Origin of the sequence: Pseudomonas paraversuta (assembly GCF_904067025.1) — a bacterium.
Classification (GTDB): domain Bacteria; phylum Pseudomonadota; class Gammaproteobacteria; order Pseudomonadales; family Pseudomonadaceae; genus Aquipseudomonas; species Aquipseudomonas paraversuta.
Genome location: NZ_CAJFDA010000001.1, coordinates 4684769 through 4711295, shown reverse-complemented (window position 1 = coordinate 4711295; position 26527 = coordinate 4684769). Strand labels below are relative to the sequence as shown.

21 protein-coding genes are annotated in these 26527 nt (G+C 59.2%); 12 read left to right on the top strand and 9 right to left on the bottom strand.

Annotated elements, in window-relative coordinates; translation table 11 throughout:
- Window positions 1-130: 130 nt before the first annotated feature.
- Complete coding sequence (typA, locus tag JQ848_RS21275) at window positions 131-1951, top strand: translational GTPase TypA (RefSeq protein WP_003438614.1); 1821 nt, start codon at window positions 131-133, stop codon at window positions 1949-1951.
- 1286 nt (window positions 1952-3237) lie between these two features.
- Here typA and JQ848_RS21270 read toward each other — a convergent pair.
- Window positions 3238-3675: a YkgJ family cysteine cluster protein gene (locus JQ848_RS21270; RefSeq protein WP_029612548.1), complete on the bottom strand. Its 438-nt coding sequence runs from the start codon at window positions 3673-3675 to the stop codon at window positions 3238-3240.
- A 265-nt stretch (window positions 3676-3940) separates the two neighbouring features.
- On the opposite strand from JQ848_RS21270, the gene JQ848_RS21265 reads away from it, so the two are divergent.
- From JQ848_RS21265 to JQ848_RS21250, 4 genes are all read left to right on the top strand, one after another.
- Window positions 3941-6388, top strand: a complete 2448-nt coding sequence (locus JQ848_RS21265) for a glycogen/starch/alpha-glucan phosphorylase (protein WP_003438630.1) — start codon at window positions 3941-3943, stop codon at window positions 6386-6388.
- 234 nt (window positions 6389-6622) lie between these two features.
- Window positions 6623-7633, top strand: coding sequence for a class 1 fructose-bisphosphatase (locus tag JQ848_RS21260; RefSeq protein WP_003438633.1), 1011 nt, complete (start codon window positions 6623-6625; stop codon window positions 7631-7633).
- A 191-nt stretch (window positions 7634-7824) separates the two neighbouring features.
- Entirely contained in the window at window positions 7825-8079 is a 255-nt protein-coding gene (bamE, locus tag JQ848_RS21255) for an outer membrane protein assembly factor BamE domain-containing protein (protein ID WP_003438636.1), read from the top strand.
- 19 nt (window positions 8080-8098) lie between these two features.
- Window positions 8099-8668 carry a lipocalin family protein gene (locus tag JQ848_RS21250; protein WP_003438640.1) on the top strand — a complete coding sequence of 190 codons (570 nt, stop codon included), beginning with the start codon at window positions 8099-8101 and terminating at the stop codon, window positions 8666-8668.
- A 49-nt stretch (window positions 8669-8717) separates the two neighbouring features.
- On the opposite strand, the gene JQ848_RS21245 is transcribed toward JQ848_RS21250, so the two are convergent.
- Entirely contained in the window at window positions 8718-10106 is a 1389-nt protein-coding gene (locus tag JQ848_RS21245) for a CYTH domain-containing protein (RefSeq protein WP_003438648.1), read from the bottom strand.
- Between the two features lie 156 nt (window positions 10107-10262).
- Here JQ848_RS21245 and argE point away from each other — a divergent pair, with 156 nt between their 5' ends.
- Window positions 10263-11405 (top strand): acetylornithine deacetylase, encoded by a 1143-nt coding sequence (gene argE / locus JQ848_RS21240; RefSeq protein ID WP_202211133.1) that lies wholly within the window; start codon window positions 10263-10265, stop codon window positions 11403-11405.
- 156 nt (window positions 11406-11561) lie between these two features.
- Window positions 11562-12860, top strand: coding sequence for an amino-acid N-acetyltransferase (gene argA, locus JQ848_RS21235; RefSeq protein WP_003438654.1), 1299 nt, complete (start codon window positions 11562-11564; stop codon window positions 12858-12860).
- Between the two features lie 54 nt (window positions 12861-12914).
- Here the strand turns inward: argA and gshA are convergent, their stop codons facing one another.
- The 3 genes from gshA to JQ848_RS21220 all read right to left on the bottom strand — a co-directional run bounded on the left by gshA (window position 12915) and on the right by JQ848_RS21220 (window position 17409).
- Window positions 12915-14498, bottom strand: a complete 1584-nt coding sequence (gene gshA, locus JQ848_RS21230; protein ID WP_010656312.1) for a glutamate--cysteine ligase — start codon at window positions 14496-14498, stop codon at window positions 12915-12917.
- Between the two features lie 206 nt (window positions 14499-14704).
- Window positions 14705-15088, bottom strand: a complete 384-nt coding sequence (locus JQ848_RS21225) for a PaaI family thioesterase (protein ID WP_003438660.1) — start codon at window positions 15086-15088, stop codon at window positions 14705-14707.
- Entirely contained in the window at window positions 15085-17409 is a 2325-nt protein-coding gene (locus tag JQ848_RS21220) for a Tex family protein (RefSeq protein WP_003438664.1), read from the bottom strand. Before JQ848_RS21220 ends, JQ848_RS21225 begins: the two co-directional genes overlap by 4 nt.
- 357 nt (window positions 17410-17766) lie before the next feature.
- Between JQ848_RS21220 and ompR the strand changes: the two genes are divergently transcribed.
- The gene (ompR, locus tag JQ848_RS21215) at window positions 17767-18507 is read left to right on the top strand and encodes an osmolarity response regulator transcription factor OmpR (protein WP_003438667.1); all 741 of its coding nucleotides are present in this window, start codon (window positions 17767-17769) and stop codon (window positions 18505-18507) included.
- 111 nt (window positions 18508-18618) lie between these two features.
- Entirely contained in the window at window positions 18619-19932 is a 1314-nt protein-coding gene (locus JQ848_RS21210; RefSeq protein ID WP_003438670.1) for an ATP-binding protein, read from the top strand.
- A 95-nt stretch (window positions 19933-20027) separates the two neighbouring features.
- Here the strand turns inward: JQ848_RS21210 and rimK are convergent, their stop codons facing one another.
- Window positions 20028-20933, bottom strand: coding sequence for a 30S ribosomal protein S6--L-glutamate ligase (rimK, locus tag JQ848_RS21205; protein WP_003438671.1), 906 nt, complete (start codon window positions 20931-20933; stop codon window positions 20028-20030).
- Window positions 20930-21412: a retropepsin-like aspartic endopeptidase RimB gene (gene rimB, locus JQ848_RS21200; protein WP_003438674.1), complete on the bottom strand. Its 483-nt coding sequence runs from the start codon at window positions 21410-21412 to the stop codon at window positions 20930-20932. The genes rimK and rimB overlap by 4 nt, the downstream gene beginning before the upstream one ends.
- Before the next feature lie 256 nt (window positions 21413-21668).
- Here rimB and JQ848_RS21195 point away from each other — a divergent pair, with 256 nt between their 5' ends.
- From JQ848_RS21195 to JQ848_RS21185, 3 genes are all read left to right on the top strand, one after another.
- Window positions 21669-22076: an RNA-binding S4 domain-containing protein gene (locus JQ848_RS21195; RefSeq protein ID WP_003438678.1), complete on the top strand. Its 408-nt coding sequence runs from the start codon at window positions 21669-21671 to the stop codon at window positions 22074-22076.
- Between the two features lie 208 nt (window positions 22077-22284).
- A complete protein-coding gene (gene hslO / locus JQ848_RS21190) occupies window positions 22285-23187 on the top strand; it encodes an Hsp33 family molecular chaperone HslO (RefSeq protein WP_003438680.1) in 903 nt (300 codons plus the stop codon).
- Window positions 23188-23366: 179 nt separating this feature from the next.
- The gene (locus JQ848_RS21185) at window positions 23367-24908 is read left to right on the top strand and encodes a phosphoenolpyruvate carboxykinase (RefSeq protein WP_003438681.1); all 1542 of its coding nucleotides are present in this window, start codon (window positions 23367-23369) and stop codon (window positions 24906-24908) included.
- 66 nt (window positions 24909-24974) lie between these two features.
- Here JQ848_RS21185 and JQ848_RS21180 read toward each other — a convergent pair whose 3' ends face one another.
- Entirely contained in the window at window positions 24975-25325 is a 351-nt protein-coding gene (locus JQ848_RS21180) for a DUF1493 family protein (protein ID WP_003438683.1), read from the bottom strand.
- Window positions 25326-25439: 114 nt separating this feature from the next.
- On the bottom strand, window positions 25440-26477 hold the full coding sequence (locus JQ848_RS21175; protein ID WP_127195766.1) for a S8 family peptidase: 1038 nt from the start codon (window positions 26475-26477) through the stop codon (window positions 25440-25442).
- Between the last annotated feature and the right edge of the window lie 50 nt (window positions 26478-26527).

Sequence of the window (26527 nt, the reverse complement as noted above, 5' to 3'; positions counted from 1 at the left end):
GCTGTATGCCTGTGGCCTGCGTCACCGGCCCCCCGACGCCGAGGTCAAGTTGTAACGGCTTGACCTGACTCTACTGTTAATCGCTGCCACGACCTGTCAGCACACCGAATCCTCTGATCGAGATACACAAGTGATCGAAAATCTACGTAACATCGCCATCATTGCTCACGTTGACCACGGTAAAACCACCCTGGTAGACAAACTCTTGCGTCAATCCGGCACTCTGGAACGCGGCGAGCTCAACGACGAGCGCGTGATGGACTCCAACGACCAGGAAAAAGAGCGCGGCATTACCATTCTTGCCAAGAACACCGCTATCAACTGGAACGGCTACCACATCAACATCGTGGATACCCCGGGCCACGCCGACTTCGGCGGTGAAGTAGAGCGCGTGATGTCGATGGTTGACTCCGTTCTGCTGCTGGTTGACGCTCAAGACGGCCCTATGCCGCAAACCCGTTTCGTGACCAAGAAGGCTTTCGAAGCCGGCCTGCGTCCAATCGTGGTTATCAACAAGGTTGACCGTCCAGGCGCGCGTCCGGACTGGGTTCTGGATCAAATCTTCGACCTGTTCGACAACCTGGGTGCTACCGAAGAACAGCTGGACTTCAAAGTGGTTTACGCCTCTGCCCTGAACGGTATTGCTGGTCTTGACCACACCGACATGGCTGAAGACATGACCCCGCTGTACCAGGCGATTGTTGACCACGTTCCGGCTCCAAAAGTTGACCGTGACGGTCCTTTCCAGATGCAAATCTCGGCACTGGACTACAACAGCTTCCTGGGCATCATCGGCGTTGGCCGTATCGCTCGTGGTCGCGTCAAGCCGAACACCCAGGTTGTGGCTATCGATGCTGACGGCAAGCGCCGTAACGGTCGTATCCTGAAGCTGATGGGTCACCACGGTCTGCACCGTATCGACGTTGAAGAAGCAGCTGCCGGCGACATCGTCTGCATCAGCGGCTTCGACCAGCTGTTCATCTCCGACACTCTGTGCGACCCACTGAACGTCGAAGCGATGAAGCCGCTGACTGTTGACGAACCTACCGTTTCGATGACCTTCCAGGTTAACGACTCGCCGTTCTGCGGCCGTGAAGGCAAGTTCGTAACCAGCCGTAACATCAAGGAACGTCTGGACAAAGAACTGCTCTACAACGTTGCTCTGCGCGTTGAAGAAGGCGACACCGCTGACAAGTTCAAAGTGTCGGGTCGTGGTGAGCTGCACTTGTCGGTACTGATCGAAACCATGCGTCGCGAAGGCTTCGAAATGGGTGTTGGTCGTCCGGAAGTAATCATCCGCATGGTTGACGGCGTTAAGCACGAACCGTACGAAAACGTAACCATCGACCTGCCGGAAGAATCGCAGGGCGCAATCATGGAACAGATCGGTATCCGTAAAGGCGATCTGACCAACATGGTTCCGGATGGCAAGGGCCGTGTTCGTCTTGAATACAACATCCCTGCACGTGGCCTGATCGGTTTCCGTAACGAGTTCCTGACTCTGACTTCGGGCGCTGGCATCCTGACCTCGATCTTCGACCGTTACGACGTGATGAAGTCGGGCGACATGTCCGGCCGTCAGAACGGCGTTCTGGTTTCGGTTGCTACCGGTAAGGCTCTGACTTACTCGCTGGAAACCCTGCAGGCTCGCGGAAAACTGTTCCTGGGTCACGGTGAAGACGTGTACGAAGGTCAAATCGTCGGCATCAACAGCCGCGACAACGACCTGGGCGTTAACCCAACCAAAGGCAAGAAGCTCGACAACATGCGTGCTTCGGGTAAAGACGAAACCATCGCTTTGGTTCCGCCTATCCGCTTCACCCTGGAGCAAGCTCTGGAATTCGTTCAAGAAGACGAATTGTGCGAAGTGACTCCTAAGTCCATCCGTCTTCGTAAGAAGATCCTGGGCGAAAGCGAGCGTACCCGCGCCAGCAAGAAAAGCAGCAAATAAGCTATTTATTTAGCTGAATAAAAAACGCCCCCGGCCTTGCGGTCGGGGGCGTTTTTTTGTGTCCGGGATTTGAGTGCAGCGCAGGCCAGGGATGGGGCGGGTTGCAGGGTCAGCATCGCCGGCAAGCCGGCTCCCACAGGTAATGGGTGCAGCACAGGCCAGGGATGGGGCGGGTTGCAGGATCATCATCGCCGGCAAGCCGGCTCCCACAGGTAATGGGTGCAGCGCAGGCCAGGGATGGGGCGGGTTGCAGAGTCAGCATCGCCGGCAGCCGGCTCCCACAGGTAATGGGTGCAGTGCAGGCCTTGTGGGAGCTGGCTTGCCAGGGATGGGGCGGGTTGCAGAGTCAGCATCGCCGGCAAGCCGGCTCCCCCAGATAGTGGGTGCAGTGCAGGCCTTGTGGGAGCTGGCTTGCCAGGGATGGGGCGGGTTGCAGGGTCAGCATCGCCGGCAAGCCGGCTCCCACAGGTATTGGGTGCAGTGCAGGCCTTGTGGGAGCTGGCTTGCCAGCGATGGGGCGGGTTGCAGGGTCAGCATCGCCGGCAGCCGGCTCCCACAGGTAATGGGTGCAGTGCAGGCCTTATGGGAGCTGGCTTGCCAGGGATGGGGCGGGTTGCAGGGTCAGCATCGCCGGCCAGGGCAGGTTGCAGGGTCAGCATCGCCGGCAAGCCGGCTCCCATAGGTATTGGGTGCAGTGCAGGCCTTGTGGGAGCTGGCTTGCCAGCGATGGGGCGGGTTGCCGGGTCAGCATCGCTGGCAGCCGGCTCCCACAGGTAATGGGTGCAGTGCAGGCCTTATGGGAGCTGGCTTGCCAGGGATGGGGCAGGTTGCAGGGTCAGCATCGCCGGCAAGCCGGCTCCCACAGGTATTGGGTGCAGTGCAGGCCTTGTGGGAGCTGGCTTGCCAGGGATGGGGCGGGTTGCAGAGTCAGCATCGCCGGCAAGCCGGCTCCCACAGATATTGGGTGCAGTGCAGGCTTTGTGGGAGCTGGCTTGCCAGCGATGGGGCGGGTTGCAGGGTCAGCATCGCCGGCAAGCCGGCTCCCACAGATATTGGGTGCAGTGCAGGCCAGGGATGGGGCGGGTTGCAGGGTAAGCATCGCCGGCAAGCCGGCTCCCACAGATAGTAGGTGCAGTGCAGGCCAGGGGTGGGGCAGGTTGCAGGATCATCATCGCCGGCAAGCCGGCTCCCACAGGTAATGGGTGCAGTGCAGGCCTTGTGGGAGCTGGCTTGCCAGCGATGGGGCAGGTTGCAGGATTATCATCGCCGCAAGCCGCCCCTTCGGGTTAAAACACCATCAGCTTCTCGCTGCTGTTTTTGCGTTCAACCGCTTTGGGCACATAGGCGCAATAACCCGGGCGCGGGCCTATCCGCGGGTGATTGCGGCAAGTGTCCGGGCGCTTCTCGTAAATGGTGCACATGCGCGACTTGCGATCCAGGTACAGGCAGTCGTTATTGCTCATGCGCTGCAGGGTGAAAATCCCGGACTTCTGGTTGAAGCGCTCCACGATCCCTTCTTTCTGCAGGCGCTTGGCGATGTTCTTCGGCGGATCGCCCATCTCGAACTCATCGACGATGCCGATACGGATCAGGTCTTTGATCTTGACCTCCACCGGCAGCGTGCAGCAGCTGGAAATGCAGGAGCCGCACATGGGCGCGGAGTATTTGGCCCAGGTATCGATACGGTCGATTTCCGCGGCGGCGATCAGGTTGGACTTCATCAGGCTTGTTTTCCGGCGTGCATCAGGGCGCGCGATCATACCGGGGTTGGTGAATCTGTGAACAACCATTTGCCGGTTTTTCGATCAGGGCCATGTTTTAAGGCGCCCTTTCTCGTATGCGCATCGTTTTGGGGCAATGTTCATTTCGTCAGTTTTTTTTATGGAAACCGCCATAAAAGCCCGAATCAAAGCGTTTAGTTCCTGTCGAAAGGTCTAGGCTGAATCCACCCGTTCTTCAAATCGCTCCATCTCGCTCGAGGTTGTATCGATGCCCCAGGAACCGCTTGTTCGTGACGCACAGGTGGCGGCTTTTCGGGCCGCCGTAGTAGCCAAACTGACTTACGCGGTGGGCAAGGACCCGGAACACGCGTTTGACCATGACTGGTTTGAAGCCATTGCACTGGCTGCCCGCGACCATATGGTCGAGCACTGGATGGACCACACGCGGCAGATTTATCGCAAGGATCAGAAGCGGGTGTATTACCTGTCGCTGGAGTTTCTGATCGGTCGCCTGCTTTATGACAGCCTGAACAATCTGGGGCTGCTGGAGGTGGCGCGTGAGGCGATGACCGGGCTTGGGGTCGATCTGGAACGTATCCGCCTGCTGGAGCCCGATGCGGCGCTTGGCAACGGCGGGCTGGGTCGGCTGGCTGCCTGTTTCATGGAAAGCATGTCCACCCTGAGCGTTGCCGCCCACGGCTACGGCATCCGTTATGAACACGGACTGTTCCGCCAGAGCATCGTCGACGGCTGGCAGCAAGAGCAAACCGAGAACTGGCTGGACTTCGGCAACCCGTGGGAGTTTGAGCGCGCCGAAGTGACGTACTTGATAGGTTTTGGCGGAGCGGTTGAAACCCGGCAGGATGAACACGGCCAGTCACGCCAGGTGTGGGAGCCCAGCGAGACGGTGCGGGCCATCGCCTATGACACACCCGTCGTCGGCTGGCGCGGTGCCAGTGTCAACACCTTGCGCCTGTGGCGGGCCAGGGCCCTGCATGACTTGAACCTGGGGCGTTTCAACGCCGGTGACCATTTGGGTGCAGTGGCCGAGGTGGTGCGTGCCGAAAGCATCTCCCGTGTGCTGTATCCGGCAGACAGCAACGAGGCCGGGCAGGAGCTGCGCTTGCGCCAGGAGTTTTTCTTTGTCTCGGCTTCGCTGCAGGATCTGTTGCGCAGACACCTGCACGTTCACGACACGCTGCTGAATCTGGCCGAGCATGTTTCCATCCAGCTCAACGACACCCATCCCTCGATCGCCGTTGCGGAACTGATGCGCATCCTGGTTGATGAACACGGCATCGAGTGGCCGACGGCCTGGAAAGTCACCGTCGATACCTTGTCGTACACCAATCACACCCTGCTCCCCGAAGCGCTTGAAACCTGGCCCGTGGGGTTGATGGAGCGCATGTTGCCGCGTCATATGCAGATCATCTACTTGATCAACGGCTATCACATCGACTCACTGCGCAACCAGGGGGTGCATGATTTCGATGTGCTGCGTGCCGTGTCCCTGATTGAAGAAGAGCATGGCCGCCGGGTGCGGATGGGCAATCTGGCGTTTCTCGGTTCCCACAGTGTCAACGGCGTTTCCGGACTGCACACGCAGTTGATGCGCAGCACGGTGTTCTCCGAGTTGCACAAGCTTTACCCGGACCGGATCAACAACAAGACCAATGGCGTTACCTTCCGCCGCTGGCTGTTTCAGGCCAATCCGCCATTGACCGTGATGCTGGTTAACGCGCTGGGGCCTGATGTCCTCGATGAAACCGAGCACAAGCTGATCAAGCTGGAGCCTTTTGCCGAGCGCGCAGATTTTCGCAAGCAATTCGCCGAGCAGCGTCTGCAAAGCAAATGCACGTTGGCAGCGCTCATATATGAGCGGCTGGGGGTGGTGGTCAATCCTGAAGCGATGTTCGATGTGCAGGTCAAACGGATTCACGAGTACAAGCGCCAACTGCTCAACCTGTTGCACACCGTTGCGCTGTACCAGGCCATTCGTGCCGAACCGGGCAACCACTGGGTACCCCGGGTCAAGATTTTCGCGGGCAAGGCGGCGGCCAGTTATGAGCAGGCCAAGCTCATCATTAAACTGGCCAATGATATTGCCCGTACTGTGAACAACGACCCGACCGTGCGCGGCCTGCTCAAAGTGGTATTTATCCCCAACTACAACGTCAGCCTGGCCGAGAGCATCATTCCGGCAGCTGACTTGTCCGAGCAGATATCCACTGCGGGCTATGAGGCATCGGGCACCAGCAATATGAAGTTCGGTCTCAACGGGGCGCTGACCATCGGCACCATGGACGGAGCCAACGTGGAAATGTGCGAACGGGTGGGGGCCGATAACATGTTTATTTTCGGCCTCAGTGCGGAGCAGGTCGAAGCCCGCAAGCGTAATGGCGAGTTTCACGCCGGGCCCGATATTGCAGCCTCACATCGACTTGATGATGTATTGCAGGCCATACGTGGCGGGGTCTTCTCCCACGATGACCCGGCGCGATACACCGGTTTTGTCGATTCGCTGATTGATTACGACCGGTTTCTGGTCTGTGCCGATTTCGATGCGTACTGGGCGGCCCAGATGCGGGTCGAAACCCTGTGGCATGACACGGACGCCTGGTGGCGCAAGGCGGTACTGAACACGGCGCGCATGGGCTGGTTCTCCTCGGACCGGACCATTCGTGAGTATGCGACTGAAATCTGGAAAGCCATGTAGAGCGCTTGCAGTCGCTGCCGCAGGCTGCGATCGAGACCGCCGGGCCCGTGCTTTCAAGAGCCAGGCCCCTGCGGGACGTATCGCAGCCTGCGGCAGCGGCTACAGATTTTTGCCTGATTTAAGGATTCAGCTGAACCCGCTCGGCCGGTTCTGAGTCTGATTAGAAGATTTGCACGGCAACACGCGTTAAACTGCGCGGGTTTTTCGCCCCCTCCCCATTGTTCGGAGCCTTACATGTCCCGCGTTACCCTGAGTCGCTATTTGATCGAGCAGACCCGCAGCAACAACACTCCTGCTGATTTGCGTTTCCTCATCGAAGTGGTGGCGCGTGCTTGCAAAGAGATCAACCACGCCGTGTCCAAAGGCGCCCTGGGTGGTGTTCTGGGCAGCATGGGCACTGAAAACGTACAAGGTGAAGTGCAGAAGAAACTCGACGTGATTTCCAACGAAATCCTGCTCGAAGCCAACGAATGGGGCGGTCACCTGGCCGGCATGGCGTCCGAAGAAATGGACAATGCCTACCAGATTCCGGGCAAATACCCGAAAGGCGCCTACCTGCTGGTTTTCGACCCGCTGGACGGTTCGTCGAACATCGACATCAACGCGCCGGTCGGCACTATCTTCTCGGTACTGCGTTGCCCGAACGAATATCTGACCCAGAACGAGCCTTTGAATGAAAAGGCCTTCCTGCAGCCAGGTACACAACAGGTAGCGGCCGGTTATGCCATTTACGGCCCTCAGACCATGCTGGTACTGACCCTGGGTGACGGCGTCAAAGGCTTCACTCTGGATCGCGAAATGGGCAGCTTCGTGCTGACCCACGAAGACATCACCATTCCTGAAACCACTCAGGAATTCGCCATCAACATGTCCAACCAGCGTCACTGGGAAGCTCCGGTACAGCGCTACGTCGACGAGTTGCTGGCTGGCGAAGAAGGGCCGCTGGAAAAGAACTACAACATGCGCTGGGTTGCCGCGATGGTTGCCGACGTACACCGGATCCTGACCCGTGGCGGTCTGTTCATGTACCCGCGCGACAGCCGCGAGCCGTCCAAGCCGGGTAAATTGCGTCTGATGTACGAAGCCAACCCGATGTCGTTCCTGGTGGAGCAGGCGGGTGGTGCGTCCACTGACGGCCACCAGCGCATCCTCGACATCCAGCCGGAAGGCCTGCACCAGCGTGTAGCAGTGTTCCTGGGTTCGAAAGAAGAAGTGGCGCGCGTGACCTCGTACCACGCCAAGTAAAACCCCGCGTTACCCTCCTGTAGGAGCGAGCCTGCTCGCGAGCTTTTCAAAACAGCTCGCGAGCAAGCTCGCTCCTACAGTTGTTTCCGGCCCTGGAACAAATCCCCCGCCCTCCGGGAACCACCCCGAACTTTTCTCTTCTAAGCTTGCATCAGGCGGCTCGGCCGACTTTCTCAATCAGGAGCTTTTCCATGAAGTTGCGTTCTTTGGCGATGTTGTCGTTCTGCGTTTTGCTGGCGGCATGCAGCAAGGTCAATCAGGAAAATTACGCAAAACTGTCGGCCGGCATGACCAAGGCCGAGGTCGAAAAACTCTTGGGTAGCCCGACCGATTGTTCCGGTGCACTGGGTATGTCGAGCTGCACCTGGGGTGACAAGACCAGCTTTATCAGCGTGCAATATGCGGGCGATAAAGTACTGATCTTCTCGGGTCAGGGTCTGAAGTAAGGACTAAGGAGCGTTTGCGATGAAAGGTCTTTTAGCTTCGCTCGGCGCTGCGCTGCTGTTGGCCGGATGCGCCACTTCCGACACTGATTCGCTGGCCCCCAAAACCGTCGAAAGCGTCGATCTCAAGCGTTATCAGGGCACCTGGTACGAACAGGCAAGGTTGCCGATGTTCTTCCAGCGCAACTGTGCACAATCCGAGGCGCACTACAGTCTCAAGCCGGACGGTAACGTTGCAGTACTGAACCGTTGCCGGACTGCAGAAGGCAAGTGGGAAGAAGCCACGGGCACAGCGACGCCCCAGGTTGCGGGGAAAACCGACAAGCTGTGGGTCGAGTTCGACAACTGGGTGTCATCCCTGCTGCCGGGGGTGACCAAGGGCGATTACTGGGTGTTGTACCTGGGGGATGGCTACAGCACGGCGCTGGTGGGTAATCCGGACCGGCGTTATTTGTGGCTGCTGTCACGCAAGCCGCAGATCGATCAGCAAACCCGTGAGGAGTTGCTGAACAAGGCTCAACAACAGGGCTATGACACCACACGGTTGATCTGGCGTACCCCTGACGCGGACATGCCCAAAGGCACGAAGTAGGGCTGCAGCTGCAGGAGCGAGCAAGCTCGCTCCTGCAGAGGCCGGGTACTTAGCCGCGCAGCAGGGTTTTCCAGGCGCGGTTCTGGTACACCGCAATCGCTTGCTGCTTGCGAGCGTTGAGCAGCAAGTCGTTGCTCTCGGCATCTTCAGAGATTGGCTGGTTGGCCAGTTCCTGCAGTTTGTTCATTTCGCCGTACAAACGATCGATTTCCGGGATTTCCAGCACGTTACGCGCCAGGCGCAGCCATGCCTGAATCCGTTCGATGCGTGGCAGTTGCTCGGCCAGATCTTCGGGTTGTTGCTGGTAGCGGTTCAGACGCAGGGCGATGGCTTCGTCCGACAGCAGACGCGGCAACCAGCTGGCCAGCTGCGCAGCACCCTGGCGATTGCCACGGGTTGTGCCGCGATCAATGGTCCAGCTGCGGGCCATCAACCAGCGCGAGGTGTTCAGCGAGAACTGACCCCAGCGTGGATCTTCCAGCTCTTCCAGGAACTGCTCCGGCGCGGCTTTACGCACGTCTTCGTCGTCCTGGCCGATTTGTACCAGCGGGCGCCAGTCTTCAAGCAAGGCATCGAGTTCGGCACGCAACGCGCTGGTGGACTGACGTGGTGCGGCCTGACCCAGGCTGCTGACCAGTGCCCGCAGGTCAGTCAGTTGCTGAACCCAGTCTTGCAGCAAACGCCAGTGGCCATTGAAACGGTACTGCTCGGCCAGACGCTGGCTGCTGCCCAACAGGTGCCAGGCCAGCGCAGCAAAGGCGTCGTCCAGCGGTGTTTGCGGGGTCAGAACAGGTGCCGGCAGGCTGACGGCATAGCTGTTGGCGTCGAACAGGCGATAGCCGCGTTCTGCCTTGCTGATGTCGCATGGCATCAGGGCCAGCTTCTCGGCCAGCTCGGCTGCCAGTTCCAGCAATGCAGCCGGCTCGCCTTCGCGCAGTTCGAGTTCCAGCTCGCAGATTTCTTCTTTCTGCTTGCCGGCAATCACATGGCCGAAGTCCAGCGCCGCTTCGATCACGACTTTGGCTTTGCCGCGGCCCCAGGAAATTTCAGCGCGTTCGCGGACAAAATCTGTGGTGAAGATCGGTTTCAGGGTTTTCTTGTCCAGCTCGGCCAACTCTTCGGGCCAGCATTCGCCGTCGAGTTTTTTGGTGTCGAGCTTGGCTTTCGCCAGCTTCCAGTCGTATTCGTTACGCTCCGACAGCCCGGCAATGCTCTGGCCGCGGGTCTTGAGGGTCTGGATAACTTCTTCGCCATCACGGCGCAGGCGCAGGGCAACCTTGGCCTTGGCCAGGTCGCGCTCAGGCGTGTCGAAGTACTGGTTCAACAACTCACGGCTTTCCCAGCCACTTTTGTTGCGCTTTTTCAGCAGTGGGTGCTCGCGCAAGGCGGCGAGGGTTTCGCGGCTGACGCGGAGTTTGATTTCAGTTTCTTTTTGCATGGCCGGAAAATCCAGGATCGGTGCGCAGCCGGGAAAAGTGTGGCTGCCAAGGCCGTGCAGTGTACAGGACAAGCCGCCCCGGCGCGTCGCACGGGTTTATTCTGCCTGCTGGATGGCTCTATGATGGGCCTCGCCCAGCCAACAGGAAGTCAGCGCATGCCTTTACCTTCCATGAAAGAGCAGTTCGCTGCCTTGATCGGCACCGCGTCGGTCAGTTGCACCCAGCCCCATCTGGATCAATCCAATCGAGGGGTGATCGACTTGCTGGCGACCTGGCTCGCCGAGCTGGGTTTCAACTGCGATATCCAGCAGGTCAATCCGGGCAAGTTCAATTTGCTCGCCAGCTTTGGCAGCGGCCCCGGCGGGCTGGTACTGGCGGGGCATAGCGACACCGTGCCCTACGACGAAGCGTTGTGGCAGACCGATCCACTGAAGCTGACGGAAGTCGACAATCGCTGGGTAGGCCTTGGCAGTTGTGACATGAAAGGTTTTTTTGCGCTGGTGATCGAGGCTGTGCGTCCGCTGCTTGATCAGCCGTTCAAACAGCCACTGCTGATTTTGGTCACGTGCGACGAAGAAACGTCGATGGCAGGCGCCCGGGCATTGGTCGAAGCCGGACGTCCCCTCGGGCGCGCTGCCGTGATCGGGGAGCCTACCGGGCTCAAGCCGATCCGCATGCACAAGGGCGTGATGATGGAACGCATCGATATTCTGGGGCGCAGCGGCCATTCATCGGACCCTGCCCTAGGCCACAGTGCGCTGGAAGCCATGCACGATGCCATCAGCGAGCTTAAAGGCCTGCGCCAGCAATGGCTCAACGAGTTTCGCAACCCGCAGTTCAGCGTGCCGCAACCGACCCTGAACTTTGGCTGCATTCACGGTGGCGACAATCCCAACCGGATTTGCGGTCAGTGTTCGCTGGAGTTTGACCTGCGGCCTTTACCGGGCATGAACCCGAACGAGCTGCGGGCAATCATTCGCAGCAAGCTGCAGCCTTTGGCGGAGCGGCATCAAGTGCAGATCGACTTCGCGCCGATTGCCGGTGGTGTGCCGCCATTTGAACAGGCTGCCGACGCTGAATTGGTGCGGGTAGCCGAGCGCCTCACCGGGCATCGCGCGCAAGCAGTGGCGTTTGGTACCGAAGCGCCTTATCTTCAGCAACTTGGCTGCGAAACCATAGTGCTGGACCCCGGCGACATCGCCTGCGCCCATCAACCGGGAGAACACCTGGAAATGTCACGTTTGCAGCCGACAGTTCGTCTATTGAGTCAGCTGATCGGACACTATTGCCTGACCTAGCAAAAAGGTGGGAGCTGGCAAGCCAGCTTCTCGCCATTTCCATACACAAGGAGAACACGCGTGTTGCCAAGTATGTTTCGACGATAACCACCAGCCCGTTGTGCGTTCGCTGTTTTTGCCCTTTTCAGGCTGCTCATTTTTTTACAGGCTCTGGTTATGCACGATTACGTTAACTGGCTGCGTCATGCTTCCCCTTACATCAATGCTCACCGCGACTGCACATTCGTCGTCATGCTCCCCGGCGACGGTGTGGCGCATTCCAATTTTGGCAACATAGTTCACGACCTGGTGCTGTTGCACAGCCTTGGCGTGCGGCTGGTGCTGGTCCATGGCTCGCGCCCGCAAATCGAAAGCCGGCTTGAAGCCCGTGGCCTGGTGCCGCGTTACCACCAAGGCATGCGCATTACCGATGCGCCGACCCTGGAGTGTGTAATCGACGCCGTCGGCCAGCTGCGAATTGCCATTGAAGCGCGCCTGTCGATGGACATGGCCTCTTCGCCGATGCAGGGTTCACGCCTGCGGGTGGCGAGCGGCAACCTGGTCACGGCGCGCCCGATCGGTGTGCTCGAGGGTGTGGATTATCATCACACCGGCGAAGTGCGCCGGGTCGACCGCAAGGGCATCAACCGCCTGCTGGACGAGCGCTCGATCGTGCTGTTGTCACCGTTGGGCTACTCGCCGACAGGGGAGATTTTCAACCTGGCTTGCGAAGACGTCGCTACCCGCGCCGCTATCGACCTGGGGGCTGACAAGCTGCTGTTGTTCGGTGCCGAATCGGGCCTGCTCGACGAGACCGGGCATCTGGTCCGTGAGTTGCGTCCGCAACAGGTACCGGCGCACATGAAGCGTCTGGGTAGCGATTACCAGGCCGAACTGCTGGAGGCGGCTGCCGAGGCCTGCAGTGGCGGCGTGGCCCGTAGCCATATCGTCAGCTACGCCGAAGATGGCGCGTTGCTGACCGAACTGTTTACCCGTCACGGCGGCGGTACGCTGGTGGCCCAGGAACAATTCGAAGTGACCCGCGAAGCGGCGATTGAAGACGTGGGTGGTTTGCTCGACCTGATCAGCCCGCTGGAAGAGCAGGGCATTCTGGTACGCCGCTCGCGCGAAGTGCTGGAGCGCGAGATCGAGCAGTTCAGTGTGGTTGAGCGTGAAGGCATGATCATCGCCTGTGCGGCGCTGTATCAGATTGCCGATTCGGATGCGGGGGAGCTGGCGTGTCTGGCGGTGAATCCTGAGTATCGCCATGGCCGTCGTGGTGACGAGCTGCTGGAACGCATCGAAAACCGTGCCCGGGCCCAGGGGCTAAAAACCCTGTTCGTGCTGACCACCCGCACGGCCCACTGGTTCCGCGAACGTGGCTTTGAGCCGAGCAGCGTCGAGCGACTGCCGGCAGCGCGTGCGTCGCTGTACAACTTTCAGCGTAATTCCAAGATATTCGAGAAGGCGCTGTAACCCGCGCTCCCTCACCCCGGCCCCGTCTCAAAGGACAGGGTCGGGTAAGGGTTTTTAGTTACTGATTGCCAGAATGCTCGCCTGATACGAGGCGACGAACAAATCAAAATCCCCGACTTCGTTCTGTTCCAGTTCGGTTTGCTGTACCAGCGAACTGCGGGCCTTTTCTTCGAATGCAGCCTGATCTTCAGCACTCAGCGGTTCGTTACGGAAGAACTCGGCATGGGCCAGGCTTTGGCGCATCGAGAACTGGGAGAAGCTTTCCTTGTGCTCGATCATGCTGGCCAGGACTTTGGCTGAAGGCGTCAGTGACACGTCATTGACCTTCGCCAGCTGTTCGTCCAGCGCCTTGCTGTGGGCGTCGCCGCCATGGCTTGCATCGAGCAGTGCGGCCAGTGGCGCGATCTGTTCCAGCAGTTCTGCCGCCCATTCCTTCATGTCGACCGGCTGGCCATTGCGCTGCAATTGCAGGCCCGGACGGCGACCTTCCTTGACCACGCTGAGGAAGTTCGATGAGCAATCACTGCAGGTCGTATTGTCGAATTGCGGGCTTTCCTGGAACGCGCAATACAGCAGAAACGCATCCAGAAAACGTGCTTCAGGCAAATCGATGCCCACGGGCAGGAACGGGTTGATGTCGAGCAAGCGCACTTCAACATACTGCACGCCACGTGACACCAGGGCCTGAATCGGCCGTTCGCCGGTGTAGGTCACGCGCTTGGGGCGGATGTTGGAGTAGTACTCGTTTTCGATTTGCAGGATGTTGGTATTGAGCTGCACCCATTCGCCATCTTTGTGGGTGCCGATCTCGACATAGGGCGCGTAAGGCGTGGCCACAGCTTTGCGCAGGCTGTCGGTGTAGCTGTTGAGGTCGTTGTAGCATGGCGTCAGGCCGGCCTGGGCGTTGCTCTGGTAACCCAGGTCGCTCATGCGCAGGCTGGTGGCGTAGGGCAGGTACAGCGTATCGGCATCCAGCTGTTCCAGCTGATGGGAACGGCCGCGCAGGAAACCCGCATCCAGCGCAGGGGAAGCGCCAAACAGGTACATCAGCAGCCAGTTGTAACGACGGAAATTACGAATCAACGCGATGTAGGCGTTGGACTGGTAGTCGCGATCGGTGCCAACAAAGCCTTCATCCTTCATCAGCACCGGCCACAGTGTTTCAGGCAGAGAGAAGTTGTAATGAATGCCGGCGATGCACTGCATGGTCTTGCCGTAACGCAGGGCCAGGCCCTTGCGGTACACGTACTTGAGCTGTCCGATGTTGGAGGTGCCGTAGTAGGCAATCGGAATATCTTCTTCGGCCGGCAACGGGCACGGCATCGAAGGACTCCACAGGTACTCGTTGCCGAGTTTGCTGTAGGCAAAACGGTGAATCTTGTCGAGGCTGGCCAGCGTCTCTGCCGGATCAGGCAGGGCCGGGGTGATGAACTCCAGCAGCGACTCGGAATAGTCGGTGGTGATTTGATCGTTGGTCAGTGCCGAGCCCAGTTCTTCGGGGTGCGGGGTCTGCGCCAGGCGGGCATTGGCCGTAACGCGCAGGCATTCGCGCTCGATACCGTGCAGGCACTGCTCCAGCAGTGAGAGGTTAGCGCGCTCGCTGAGCAGAGCCAGGCGGCGGTTGAGAAGTTGGCTCAAGTTGGATTCCTTCACGCGTCAGTCGCCCCAATATGGGGGTGGTCAGGACGGTCTACAAGGGTGAAGTTGAAACTGGCGTTGTCGCCTGGCTTGTAATGTGTCGCCCGTCTTTGTTTCGGTCCCGGCGCTTCAAGCGAATTCCGGCACTGCATCAGGGCCTGTTGCCCCTTGCAGCGCCGAAATTAACTCAATTCACCTGCCGGCGGCTACAGGACGGCAAAGGTGCCTTGGGCTTTCGCCACCAGTTTGTCGCCTTGCAGCACGTCTGCCTCGACGACCAGGGTGCGCCTTCCGGGGTGAATGACTTTGGCGATGCACAGTACTTCGCCTTCGGACACTGCCCGGATGTAGTTGATTTTGCACTCGATGGTCACGCTCTGCTGGTCAAAGCCATGGACGCTGGAACACGCCAGCCCCATGCTGATATCCACCAGGCTGAACAAAACCCCGCCGTGCAGTTTGCCGCCCCGGTTGCGCAGTTGCGGTTCCAGGCTTAGTGCAACCTGCGCAATACCGTCTTGCACCGACTGCACGCGGCAACCGATCAGCTCGCTGAAGGCGCTTTGGGTCAGGCCGTCGGGGAGCGTCATGGGCGTTTTTTCAGCTGTTTGGCGTTGGCAAACAGCGATGCCATCGCGTTATTGGCCGGGGCCGCAGCCACGGTTTCCTTACGCGGCGCAGTGTTTTGCTGGCGCGGTGCCGAACCCGGACGCGCGCCACGAGCCCCGTCGATCTTCTCGCCGGGGGTGTCGCTCATGCGCATCGACAGACCCACGCGTTTACGTGGAATGTCGATTTCCATGACCTTGACCTTGACCACGTCACCGGCTTTTACGGCTTCACGCGGGTCCTTGATGAATTTCTCGGACAGGGCCGAAATATGCACCAGGCCGTCCTGATGGACGCCGATATCGACGAAGGCACCGAAGTTGGTCACGTTGGTCACCACGCCTTCCAGAATCATCCCCAGTTGCAGGTCCTTGAGGTCTTCGACGCCTTCCTGGAACTCGGCAGTCTTGAACTCGGGACGCGGATCGCGGCCAGGTTTCTCCAGCTCCTGGAGAATGTCGGTGACGGTCGGCAGGCCGAAGGTTTCGTCAGTGAATTTCTTCGGATCAAGACGCTTGAGAAAGCTCGCGTCGCCGATCAGCGAGCGAATGTCGCGCTCGGTGTCCGAGGCAATGCGCTTGACCAGCGGGTAGGCCTCGGGGTGAACCGCAGAAGCGTCCAGCGGGTTGTCGCCATTCATTACCCGCAGGAAACCGGCAGCCTGTTCGAAGGTTTTTTCGCCCAGACGGCTGACTTTTTTCAGTGCCGCGCGGGTTTTGAACGCGCCGTTTTCATCGCGATGGCTGACGATGTTTTGCGCCAGTGTGGCATTGAGCCCCGAGATGCGGGCCAGCAGCGCCACCGATGCGGTGTTCACGTCAACGCCCACGGCGTTTACGCAGTCTTCAACCACGGCGTCCAGGCCGCGTGCCAGCTTGAGCTGGGATACGTCGTGCTGGTACTGGCCGACACCGATGGATTTAGGATCGATTTTCACCAGCTCTGCCAGCGGATCCTGCAGGCGGCGGGCAATCGACACCGCGCCACGGATCGATACGTCGAGGTCGGGGAATTCCTTGGCGGCCAGTTCTGACGCCGAGTACACCGAAGCACCGGCTTCAGACACCATCACTTTGGTGACTTTCAGAGCCGGGTATTTTTTGATCAGGTCAATCACCAGCTTGTCGCTTTCGCGGCTGGCGGTACCGTTACCGATGGCGATCAGTTCGACCGAGTGCTTGGCGCACAGGGCGGCCATGACGGCGATGGTTTGATCCCACTTGTTGTGCGGCACGTGCGGGTACACGGTGGCGTATTCGAGCATTTTGCCGGTGGCATCGACCACGGCAATCTTGCAGCCGGTACGCAGGCCCGGGTCCAGGCCCAGGGTTGCGCGCGGGCCGGCAGGTGCGGCCAGCAGCAAGTCATGCAGGTTGTGGGCGAACACGTTGATGGCTTCGGTTTCTGCCCCGTCGCGCAACTCACCCAGCAAGTCTGTTTCAAGGTGGGTGTAAAGCTTGACCTTCCAGGTCCAGCGCACCACTTCGCCCAGCCATTTGTCAGCCGGGCGGTTCTGGTTTTGCAGGCCGAAACGCTCGCTGATCATCATTTCGCCGGGGTGCATGGTGCCCGGCAGCTCTTCGCCGACTTTAAGCGAGGAGCTGAGAATGCCTTCGTTGCGGCCACGGAAAATCGCCAGCGCGCGGTGCGACGGCATGCTTTTGAGCGGCTCGTCGTGTTCGAAGTAATCGCGGAACTTGGCGCCTTCCTCTTCTTTGCCGGGAATCACCCGGGCGCTGAGGATCGCTTCCTGTTTCAGGAAACTGCGCAGTTTATCCAGCAGGCTGGCGTCTTCGGCGAAGCGCTCCATGAGGATGTACTTGGCGCCGTCGAGTGCTGCCTTGACGTCTGCCACGCCTTTTTCGGCATCGACAAAACGTGCTGCTTCGATTTCAGGGGTTTGTGTCGGGTCGTTGAACAGACCGTCTGCCAGTTCACCCAGGCCCGCTTCCAGAGCGATCTGACCCTTGGTGCGGCGCTTCTGTTTGTACGGCAGGTACAGGTCTTCAAGGCGGGTCTTGGTCTCGGCGAGTTTGATGTCGCGGGCCAGTTCCGGGGTTAATTTGCCTTGTTCTTCGATGCTGGCGAGGATGCTGATACGCCGTTCGTCGAGTTCACGCAGGTAGCGCAGGCGTTCTTCCAGATGACGTAACTGGGTGTCATCCAGGCTGCCGGTCACTTCCTTACGGTAGCGGGAAATGAAGGGTACGGTGGAGCCTTCATCCAGAAGCGCGACGGCCGCTTCGACCTGCTGCGGGCGCACGCCAAGTTCTTCGGCGATGCGGCTGTTGATGCTGTCCATAAAACCACCTGACAAATTGTGAAGCAGGCTCGCATGCCCGGGTTTCTTGGCTTGCGAGGCTGGTTGAGCGACCTTAACGGGGCCGCTGCCTGGGCCAAAAGGGCGGCCTGTTGACCCGCGAAATCAGCACATTACGCCAGGACTTGAAAAAATAAATTCTGGCGCGATCTTTGAAAATCCAAGGTTGCCCGACACAAAAGGCGGCGCATTATAACCAGCGTTCCCGAATTCAGGGGGCTACGCTACGGCGCACATTGGTCTGCGTGCTGTTCGCGGAGGAAAAATCTGCTAACAATGCACTCCATGCGCATGACAGCAGCTAAGCCATAATGCGCGCCGAGATCACAGGAGCATCTAATGAGCAGCATTGCACAAGCGGCAGAAGGCGAAAAAATTCTCATCGTTGACGACGATCCGGGGCTGAGCAGCCTGCTGGAACGTTTCTTCGTCAGCAAGGGCTATCGCGCCCGCGCTGTGCCGAACGTGGAACAAATGGACCGTTTGCTGGCCCGCGAGGTATTCAACCTGGTGGTGCTGGACCTGATGCTGCCCGGTGAAGACGGGCTGTCCGCTTGCCGCCGCCTGCGTGCTGCGGGCAACCGTGTGCCGATCATCATGCTGACCGCCAAAGGTGACGAACTGAGCCGCATCAAGGGCCTGGAACTGGGCGCGGACGATTATCTGGCCAAGCCGTTCAACCCTGACGAGCTGATGGCGCGGGTGCGTGCGGTATTGCGTCGTCAGGCAGCGCCGGTACCGGGTGCACCGGGCAGCGAAGACGAAAGCGTTACCTTCGGTGATTACGAGTTGTCGCTGGCAACCCGCGAGCTCAAGCGTGGCGATGAAGTTCACATGCTCACCACCGGCGAGTTCGCCGTGCTTAAAGCGCTGGTCATGCATGCCCGCGAGCCGTTGACCCGCGACAAGCTGATGAACCTGGCCCGTGGCCGTGAATGGGATGCCCTGGAGCGTTCCATCGACGTTCAGATTTCCCGCTTGCGCCGCATGATCGAACCTGACCCGTCCAAACCGCGCTATATCCAGACTGTCTGGGGCGTAGGCTATGTGTTCGTGCCGGACGGCAACGCGACCAAGTGACGGATCATTTGTAGGAGCGAGCCTTTCCGGTACCCGGATGCCCGAAGGCTCGCGATTCCAAATTTTGCGAGCCTCACAACTCGCTCCTGCAAAGTGTTAAGACGGCTGTCTATGAAAACCCCTCTGTGGTTCCCCCAAAGTTTTTTCTCCCGCACCCTGTGGCTGGTCCTCATTGTCGTACTGTTCTCCAAGGCCCTGACCCTGGTTTATCTGCTGATGAACGAAGACATGCTGGTCGACCGCCAGTACAGCCATGGCGTGGCTTTGACCCTGCGCGCTTATTGGGCAGCCGATGAAGAAAATCGCGAAAAAATTGCCGATGCGGCCGGTTTGATCCGGGTGGTCGGCGGTGGCGTACCTGAAGGCGAGCAGCACTGGCCGTACAGTGAGATTTATGAGCGCCAGATGCAGGCAGAGCTGGGTGCCGATACCGAAGTTCGCTTGCGCATGCATGCGCCGCCCGCGTTGTGGGTACGTGCCCCGAGCCTTGGCGATGGCTGGCTGAAAGTGCCGCTGTACCCGCATCCGTTACGCGGACAGAAAATCTGGAGTGTGCTGGGCTGGTTCCTGGCCATCGGCCTGTTATCGACGGCGTCGGCATGGATATTCGTCAGTCAGCTCAACCAGCCGCTCAAGCGTCTGGTTTATGCCGCCCGGCAACTGGGGCAGGGGCGCAGTGTACGGCTGCCGATCAGTGATACACCGAGCGAAATGACCGAGGTGTACAGCGCCTTCAATCAAATGGCAGAAGATGTGGAGCAGGCTGGCCGTGAACGCGAACTGATGCTCGCCGGGGTGTCCCACGACCTGCGAACGCCGTTGACCCGCTTGCGCCTGTCTCTGGAGCTGATGGGCAACCACAGCGACCTGTCCGACGACATGGTGCGCGACATTGAAGATATGGACGCGATTCTTGATCAGTTCCTGGCCTTTATCCGTGACGGGCGCGATGAGCCGGTCGAAGAGGTCGATTTGTGTGAACTGATTCGCGAAGTCGTGGCGCCTTACAACCAGAACGAACATCAAGTGAGTTTGCGCCTGCAGCCGATTCAGCCGTTTGCGCTGCGTCGGGTCTCGATGAAGCGCTTGCTCAATAACCTGATCGGCAATGCCTTGCACCATGCGGGGGATAACGTGGAAGTGGCCGCCTACGTCTCCGGCGACACCAGTGCGCCGTATGTGGTGCTGAGTGTGATGGACCGGGGGGCGGGCATCGACCCTTCAGAGCTTGAAGACATCTTCAATCCGTTTATCCGCGGTGACCGTGCGCGTGGCGGCAAGGGGACAGGTTTGGGCCTTGCCATCGTCAAGCGCATCGCCTCCATGCACGGCGGCAATGTTGAACTGCGTAACCGTGCCGGCGGAGGCCTTGAGGCCCGGGTGCGATTGCCGCTGGGCCTGATGTTGCCCAGAGGGGCGGTTTAAAGCCTTCGACCTGTCTGCAGGAGTGAGCTTGCTCGCGAGCTTCTAACCGCTCGCGAGCAAGCTCGCTCCTGCAGAGTTGTCAGGGGTGGCTGCTTTCAACCTTTCCCTTTGGTCCGGGTCATGTGCGGCGTGCTGTTTTTTTCCAGATGCTCAATGATGAGCCCGGCCACATCCTTGCCAGTGGTGGTTTCGATCCCCTCCAGCCCGGGCGAGGAATTCACCTCCAGCACCAGCGGGCCGTGGTTGGAGCGCAGGATATCGACCCCGGCCACACTCAACCCCATGACCTTGGCCGCACGAATGGCGGTCATGCGTTCTTGCGGGGTGATCTTGATCAGGCTGGCACTGCCTCCGCGGTGCAGGTTGGAGCGGAATTCACCGGGCTTGGCCTGGCGCTTCATGGCCGCAATCACCTTGTCACCCACCACGAAGCAGCGGATATCCGCACCGCCGGCTTCCTTGATGTACTCCTGCACCATGATGTTCTGTTTGAGGCCCATGAAAGCCTCGATCACAGACTCGGCCGCGGTGGCGGTTTCACACAACACCACGCCGATACCCTGGGTGCCTTCCAGTACCTTGATCACCAGCGGTGCACCATTGACCATCTCGATCAGGTCCGGAATATCATCCGGCGAGTGGGCAAAGCCTGTCACGGGCAAGCCCAGGCCGCGGCGCGACAACAGTTGCAGCGAGCGCAACTTGTCTCGCGAGCGGGCGATTGCCACCGATTCGTTGAGCGGGAAAACCCCCATCATTTCGAACTGGCGCAATACCGCGCAGCCATAAAACGTGACTGACGCACCAATGCGCGGGATCACCGCATCAAAGCCTTCCAGCGGCTTGCCGCGGTAATGGATCTGCGGCTTATGACTGGCAATGTTCATATAGGCGCGCAGGGTATCGATCACTACCATTTCATGGCCTCGTGCGATACCGGCTTCAACCAGACGACGAGTGGAATACAGACGCGGGTTACGCGACAGCACAGCGATCTTCATGCAACACCTGTGGCAGAGGTAGTAGTGACCGGAAACACCGGCTTGTCTTGTACGTATTTAAGCTCTGGATTGACCACCAACTGGCCGTCGATCAGCGCTTTTGAGCCCAGCAGCAAGCGGTAACGCATGGATTTGCGGCAGGCGAGGGTGAACTCCACCGACCACACCCGATCACCCAGTGCCAGACCGGTGCGGATCACATAACGCACCTGGGTATGGCCGTTGGAGCTTTTAATGGTTTTTATCGCCACCAGCGGCGCTTCGCACCGGCGGTGGCGTAGTTGTACCAGCGTTCCCAAATGGGCATTGAAACGTACCCACTCGACACCATCACGCACAAACGGCTCGATTTCAGTGGCGTGCAGGCTGGAGGTACTGGCACCGGTGTCGATTTTCGCCCGCAGGCCCGCGACTCCCAGATCGGGAAGCGCCACCCACTCGCGCAGACCGACAACGGTCAAATGGTCAAAAGTCTTCAATATAAGTAACCGGCGATTAACGTATCCAGGCCGCAGGGCAGACCCTGCAGGTAAAACAATCGGCGAACGCCGATTCGAAAGCATAAAGTCGGTATTCACGCAGAATATCCGGTAAATGGCGACAGTTATCTGCGCGTACGCTGTGCTGTGTTTTCAGCACAGGTATTGCAGCAGACGGAATTCTATCGAGCGGGTTCCTTCTTTGGATCATCAAAAGACGTAGTACAGTTCCGAATATCTGGTGAAGGGGGTTCCAATGGCGCAGAAACAGGAAGAGGACGACAAGGTCCGTCTGGACAAGTGGCTATGGGCTGCACGTTTTTACAAGACCCGTGCATTGGCCAAGACCGCCATTGAGAGCGGCAAGGTGCACTGCCGTGGTGAGCGCTGCAAACCGAGCAAAGAGCCACGGATTGGCGACGAGCTGCAAATCCGTGTAGGGCTCGAAGAGCGTACTGTAGAGGTCAAAGCCTTGTCGGTGGTGCGCCGCGGCGCTCCTGAAGCGCAACTGCTGTACGCCGAAACCGGGCAGAGCATTGCCAAGCGCGAAAGCCTGGCAGCGATGCGAAAATCGGGGGCGATGGGCATTATCAGCGATGGTAAACCAACCAAGAAACAACGCCGCCAGTTGCATCAGTTTCATGATTCTGGCGCCGCGGATTAGCTCTGTGCCCTATATCAATCCTTGTGGGAGCCCTGCTCCCCCAAGGGCTGCCTGGCCGTCAATGGCTCACCGACCGTGCGTCGTGTCTGGCTAGCCGGGGGCTTGTAACCATTCATGTGTGACGCCATATAGGGCTATTAGCCTTAATATCTGCAGTCTGTTTACAGGCTCGAACACATTTAGTAACCACTTTTAGAATCTTATTCCTATGTCCGACTTAAACAAAACCGATGCCACCCAACGCTTCATGTTCGACACCTGTGATGCCCGCGGCGAGCTGGCTTCGCTGGAGCACAGTTACGCTGAAGTGCTGGCCAAACATAATTACCCGCTGCCGGTCCAGCAGTTGCTGGGTGAGCTGATGGCAGCGGCTGCGTTGCTGGTGGGCAACCAGAAAATCGATGGTCTTCTGAGCCTGCAGGCGCGCTCTGAAGGTCCGGTACCGCTGCTGATGATCGAGTGCACCAGCGACCGTGAAATTCGCGGTATTGCCCGTTTCGACGCCGAGCGGATTGCGCCGGATGCGACCCTTGCAGACCTGCTGCCCAACGGCGTACTGGCCATTACTATCGATCCGACCGTTGGCAAGCGTTACCAGGGCATTGTGGATCTGAACGGCGAAACCCTGGCGGATTGTTTCACCAACTACTTTGTCATGTCCGAGCAAGTGCCGACCCGCTTCTGGCTGGTCGCGGATGGCAAACGTGCCCGCGGCATGTTCCTGCAGCAACTGCCGGCCGACAAAACCAAAGATGAAGATGAGCGCGTAGACAGCTGGAACACATTGCTGGCGCTGGGCGATACCCTCAAGGCTGAAGAATTGTTGAGTCTGGACAACGAAACCATCCTGCATCGCCTGTACCACGAAGAAACCGTGCGCCTGTTTGACGACGAAACCGTTGTTTTCAAATGCAGCTGCTCCCGTGAGCGCTCGGGCACTGCATTGACCAGCTTGGGTCTTGAAGATGCGCAGAATCTGGTCACCGAACATGGCGGCCATATCGAAATCGACTGCCAGTTCTGCAATGAGCGCTACCTGTTCGATGCTGCCGATGTGGACCAATTGTTCTCCGGTGCCGGTGTAAAGTCGCCTTCCGACACTCATCACTAAAACGTTTCAGCCCAGGTGAAACACCTGTCAAACCCCGTTCTTGCGCGGTTCTGACAGGTGGGCCCTACTTTTTTTGGGCATTTCTGGCATAATCCGCCCCACTTTTTTCGCGGTAGTAGTGCAAACTTTTCTACTACAAAACGTTTGGCGCACTCGGCCAATGGCCGACGGGGAACCTCATGACGCAAGCTAATAACGCCGTGTACACCGATCTGAGCATCGACGATCTGGTCAAAGAAGCCCTGAGCCGTGGTGAAGGCGAGCTTGCCGACAATGGCGCACTGGTAGTTAAAACAGGCCACCGTACAGGCCGTTCGCCAGCTGACCGCTTCATTGTTGAAGAGCCGACTACTCAGGCTGCCATTGCCTGGGGCGCGATCAACCGCAAGTTCCCGGCTGACAAGTTCGATGCTCTGTGGGACCGCGTCGAGGCGTTCAACAATGCGCAGGAACACTTCGTTTCCCACGTTCATGTAGGTGCTTCCGAAGACCACTACCTGGCCGTGAAGATGACCACCCAGACTGCCTGGCAGAACCTGTTCGGTCGTTGCCTGTTCATCAACCCGGCTCAGTACAACCCGGCCGGTCGTGAAGAATGGCAAGTGCTCAATGTGGCCAACTTCGAATGCGTGCCAGAGCGTGACGGCACCAACTCCGACGGTTGCGTGATCCTCAACTTCGCCCAGAAAAAAGTGCTGATCGCCGGTATGCGTTACGCCGGTGAAATGAAGAAAGCCATGTTCTCGGTACAGAACTTCCTGTTGCCGGCTGCTGACGTGCTGCCGATGCACTGCGCCGCCAACATCGGTGAAGCAGGCGACGTGACTCTGTTCTTCGGCCTGTCCGGCACCGGTAAAACCACCCTGTCCGCCGATGAAAGCCGTTACCTGATCGGTGACGACGAACACGGCTGGGGCGAAGGCGTGGTGTTCAACATCGAAGGCGGTTGCTATGCCAAGTGCATCGACCTGTCCGAGAAGAACGAGCCGGTTATCTGGAAAGCCATCAAGCACGGTGCGGTGCTGGAAAACGTTGTCATCGACGACGCCAAGCACCCTGACTATGCCGACGTCAGCCTGACCCAGAACAGCCGCGCAGCCTACCCGCTGGAGCACGTTGCCAAGCGTTCCGAGAAGAACCTGGGCGGCGAGCCAAACGCTGTGATCTTCCTGACCTGCGACCTGACTGGCGTACTGCCTCCGGTTTCGATCCTCAGCGAAGAGCAGGCGGCTTACCACTTCCTGTCCGGCTACACCGCGCTGGTGGGCTCGACTGAAATGGGTTCGGGCAGCGGCATCAAGTCGACTTTCTCCACCTGCTTCGGCGCACCGTTCTTCCCGCGTCCGGCTGGCGAATACGCAGAGCTGCTGATCAAGCGCATCCGTGGCTTCGGCTCCAAGGTTTACCTGGTTAACACCGGCTGGACCGGCGGCGGCTACGGCGTTGGCAAGCGTTTCAACATTCCGACTACCCGCGGCGTGATTGCAGCGATCCAGAGCGGCGCTCTGATCGGTGCAGAAACCGAGCACCTGGACACCATCAACCTCGACGTGCCATTGACCGTACCGGGCGTTGACACCGAGCTGCTCAACCCGCGTAACACCTGGGCTGACAAAGCTGCCTACGACGAAGCTGCCAAAGCCCTGGCCGGCCTGTTCGTAGAGAACTTCAAGAAGTTCGACGTCAGCGACGCGATCAAGGCTGCCGGCCCTAAGCTGTAAGCTTGCGGTCAGCTGTTTGATCCACGAAAAAGCCGCCTGCAAGGGCGGCTTTTTTCTGCCTGGAATTTAGCCTTCCAGGGTGTGCGTGTCCCACTGCCCGCTGTTTATCGCCGCGTACAGCATGCCGATGGTCAGGGGCACTTTATTGCCCCGGCCCTTGGCATCGCGCTTGAAATGCGGATCGTTGCCTGCCGGCTGGAAATAGCGGTAGGCATCGTAGTCCGCCAGGTCCAGACCGAAGTGCTCCTCGAGGACTTCCATCAAATGCAGGGCGTCGCTGCCGTTACAGCCCAGGTCAAGGTTGATCGATGTCTTCAGGCTGACAGTCTTGTGTTCCGGCAGGCCGATTTCTTCATGCAGCAGTTGCACCAGCTCGCGCAAGGTCGGGTTATCTGGCAGGTCGGCGGCGAGTTTCATGGCGGCAGTCTCCGTATGGCAGTTTGGGCGAGATCGGCTTTGGGTGAGCAGCAAAATACCTCAAGACGGTACGCAGGCCCATGGGTCTTTAGCCAGTGGGACGGCGTCCTCACTTTACTGGCCGGGGGCGGGGCGCGAAGCGGCCTCCAGATCCATCAAGCCTTGCCCGTAAGCTTCGCTGTTGGCATAGATGCCGCTGCGATTGGCCGTGCTGAGCAAGCGCTCGCGCAACTGTTGCGGGGTCATCTGCGGGTAACGGCTTTGCAGGGCTGCCAGGGCGCCGCTGACCAGCGCCGCGGCAGGAGAGGTTCCGATAGTCGGTCCATAGCTGCCGTCCTCGCGTGTGGTGAGCAAGCCATCCCCGCTGTCGCCCCCGGGTACTGCAATACACCAGCGTGCTGCCAGACCGCAGTAGTTGGATTTCTGGTTGATGGCAGTGCCGTCGCTCTTGAGGGCCATGACCGCAATCCAGCCGGGTTCCAGTTCGGGGTACAGCGCGGGCAGGCCCGGTTCGGCGAGGGGTTCGCGCTTGACTTCATTACCGGTGGAAAACACCAAGACGGCGCCGTCCGCCACCAGCTTTTTGGCAGCCGCCAGGGAGTCGCCCATCAGGCGTTCATAAATAATGGCTTCATTGGTGTTGGCTTCAATCGGGTTGGCCCATGAGTTGCTGATGATTTGTGCGCCCTTGTCATGGCTGAGTTGCCACGCCCGGGCAATTTCAGTGTCGAAATAGAACGGCTCCTTGTCGTCGCCAAAGCGCATGGGGATCAGTTGGGCGTTGAAGGCAATGCCATGCATGCCTTTGTCGTCTTTGTTGGCGGCGATAATGCCGGCCATTTGTGTCCCGTGGCCCTTGATGTCGACGGTGCCCGGTTGCTTGCGCACAAAGTCATGGCCGGGGTCGGCAATACGCCCCCGGAACTCGGAAAGGGTGTCGTTCATGCCCGAGTCAATCAAGGCAACCTTGACGTTCTGGCCGGTGCCGCCCCGGGCATAGAGCGTCGAGGCCTTGACCACCGGCAGGGCTTTCTGTGCGAGGTATTCAGTTGTTTCAAAGACACTTGTGTCCAGTTCCGGCGGCGCGGGCGCTGGTGTGACGCAGCCCAGAAGGAGCACGGGCAGGACGAGCAGAGTGGTGCGCTGCAGCATGGAAATCGATGCTTTATTCCGGTGATGGGGTAACGCCTCAGGCATGGGTG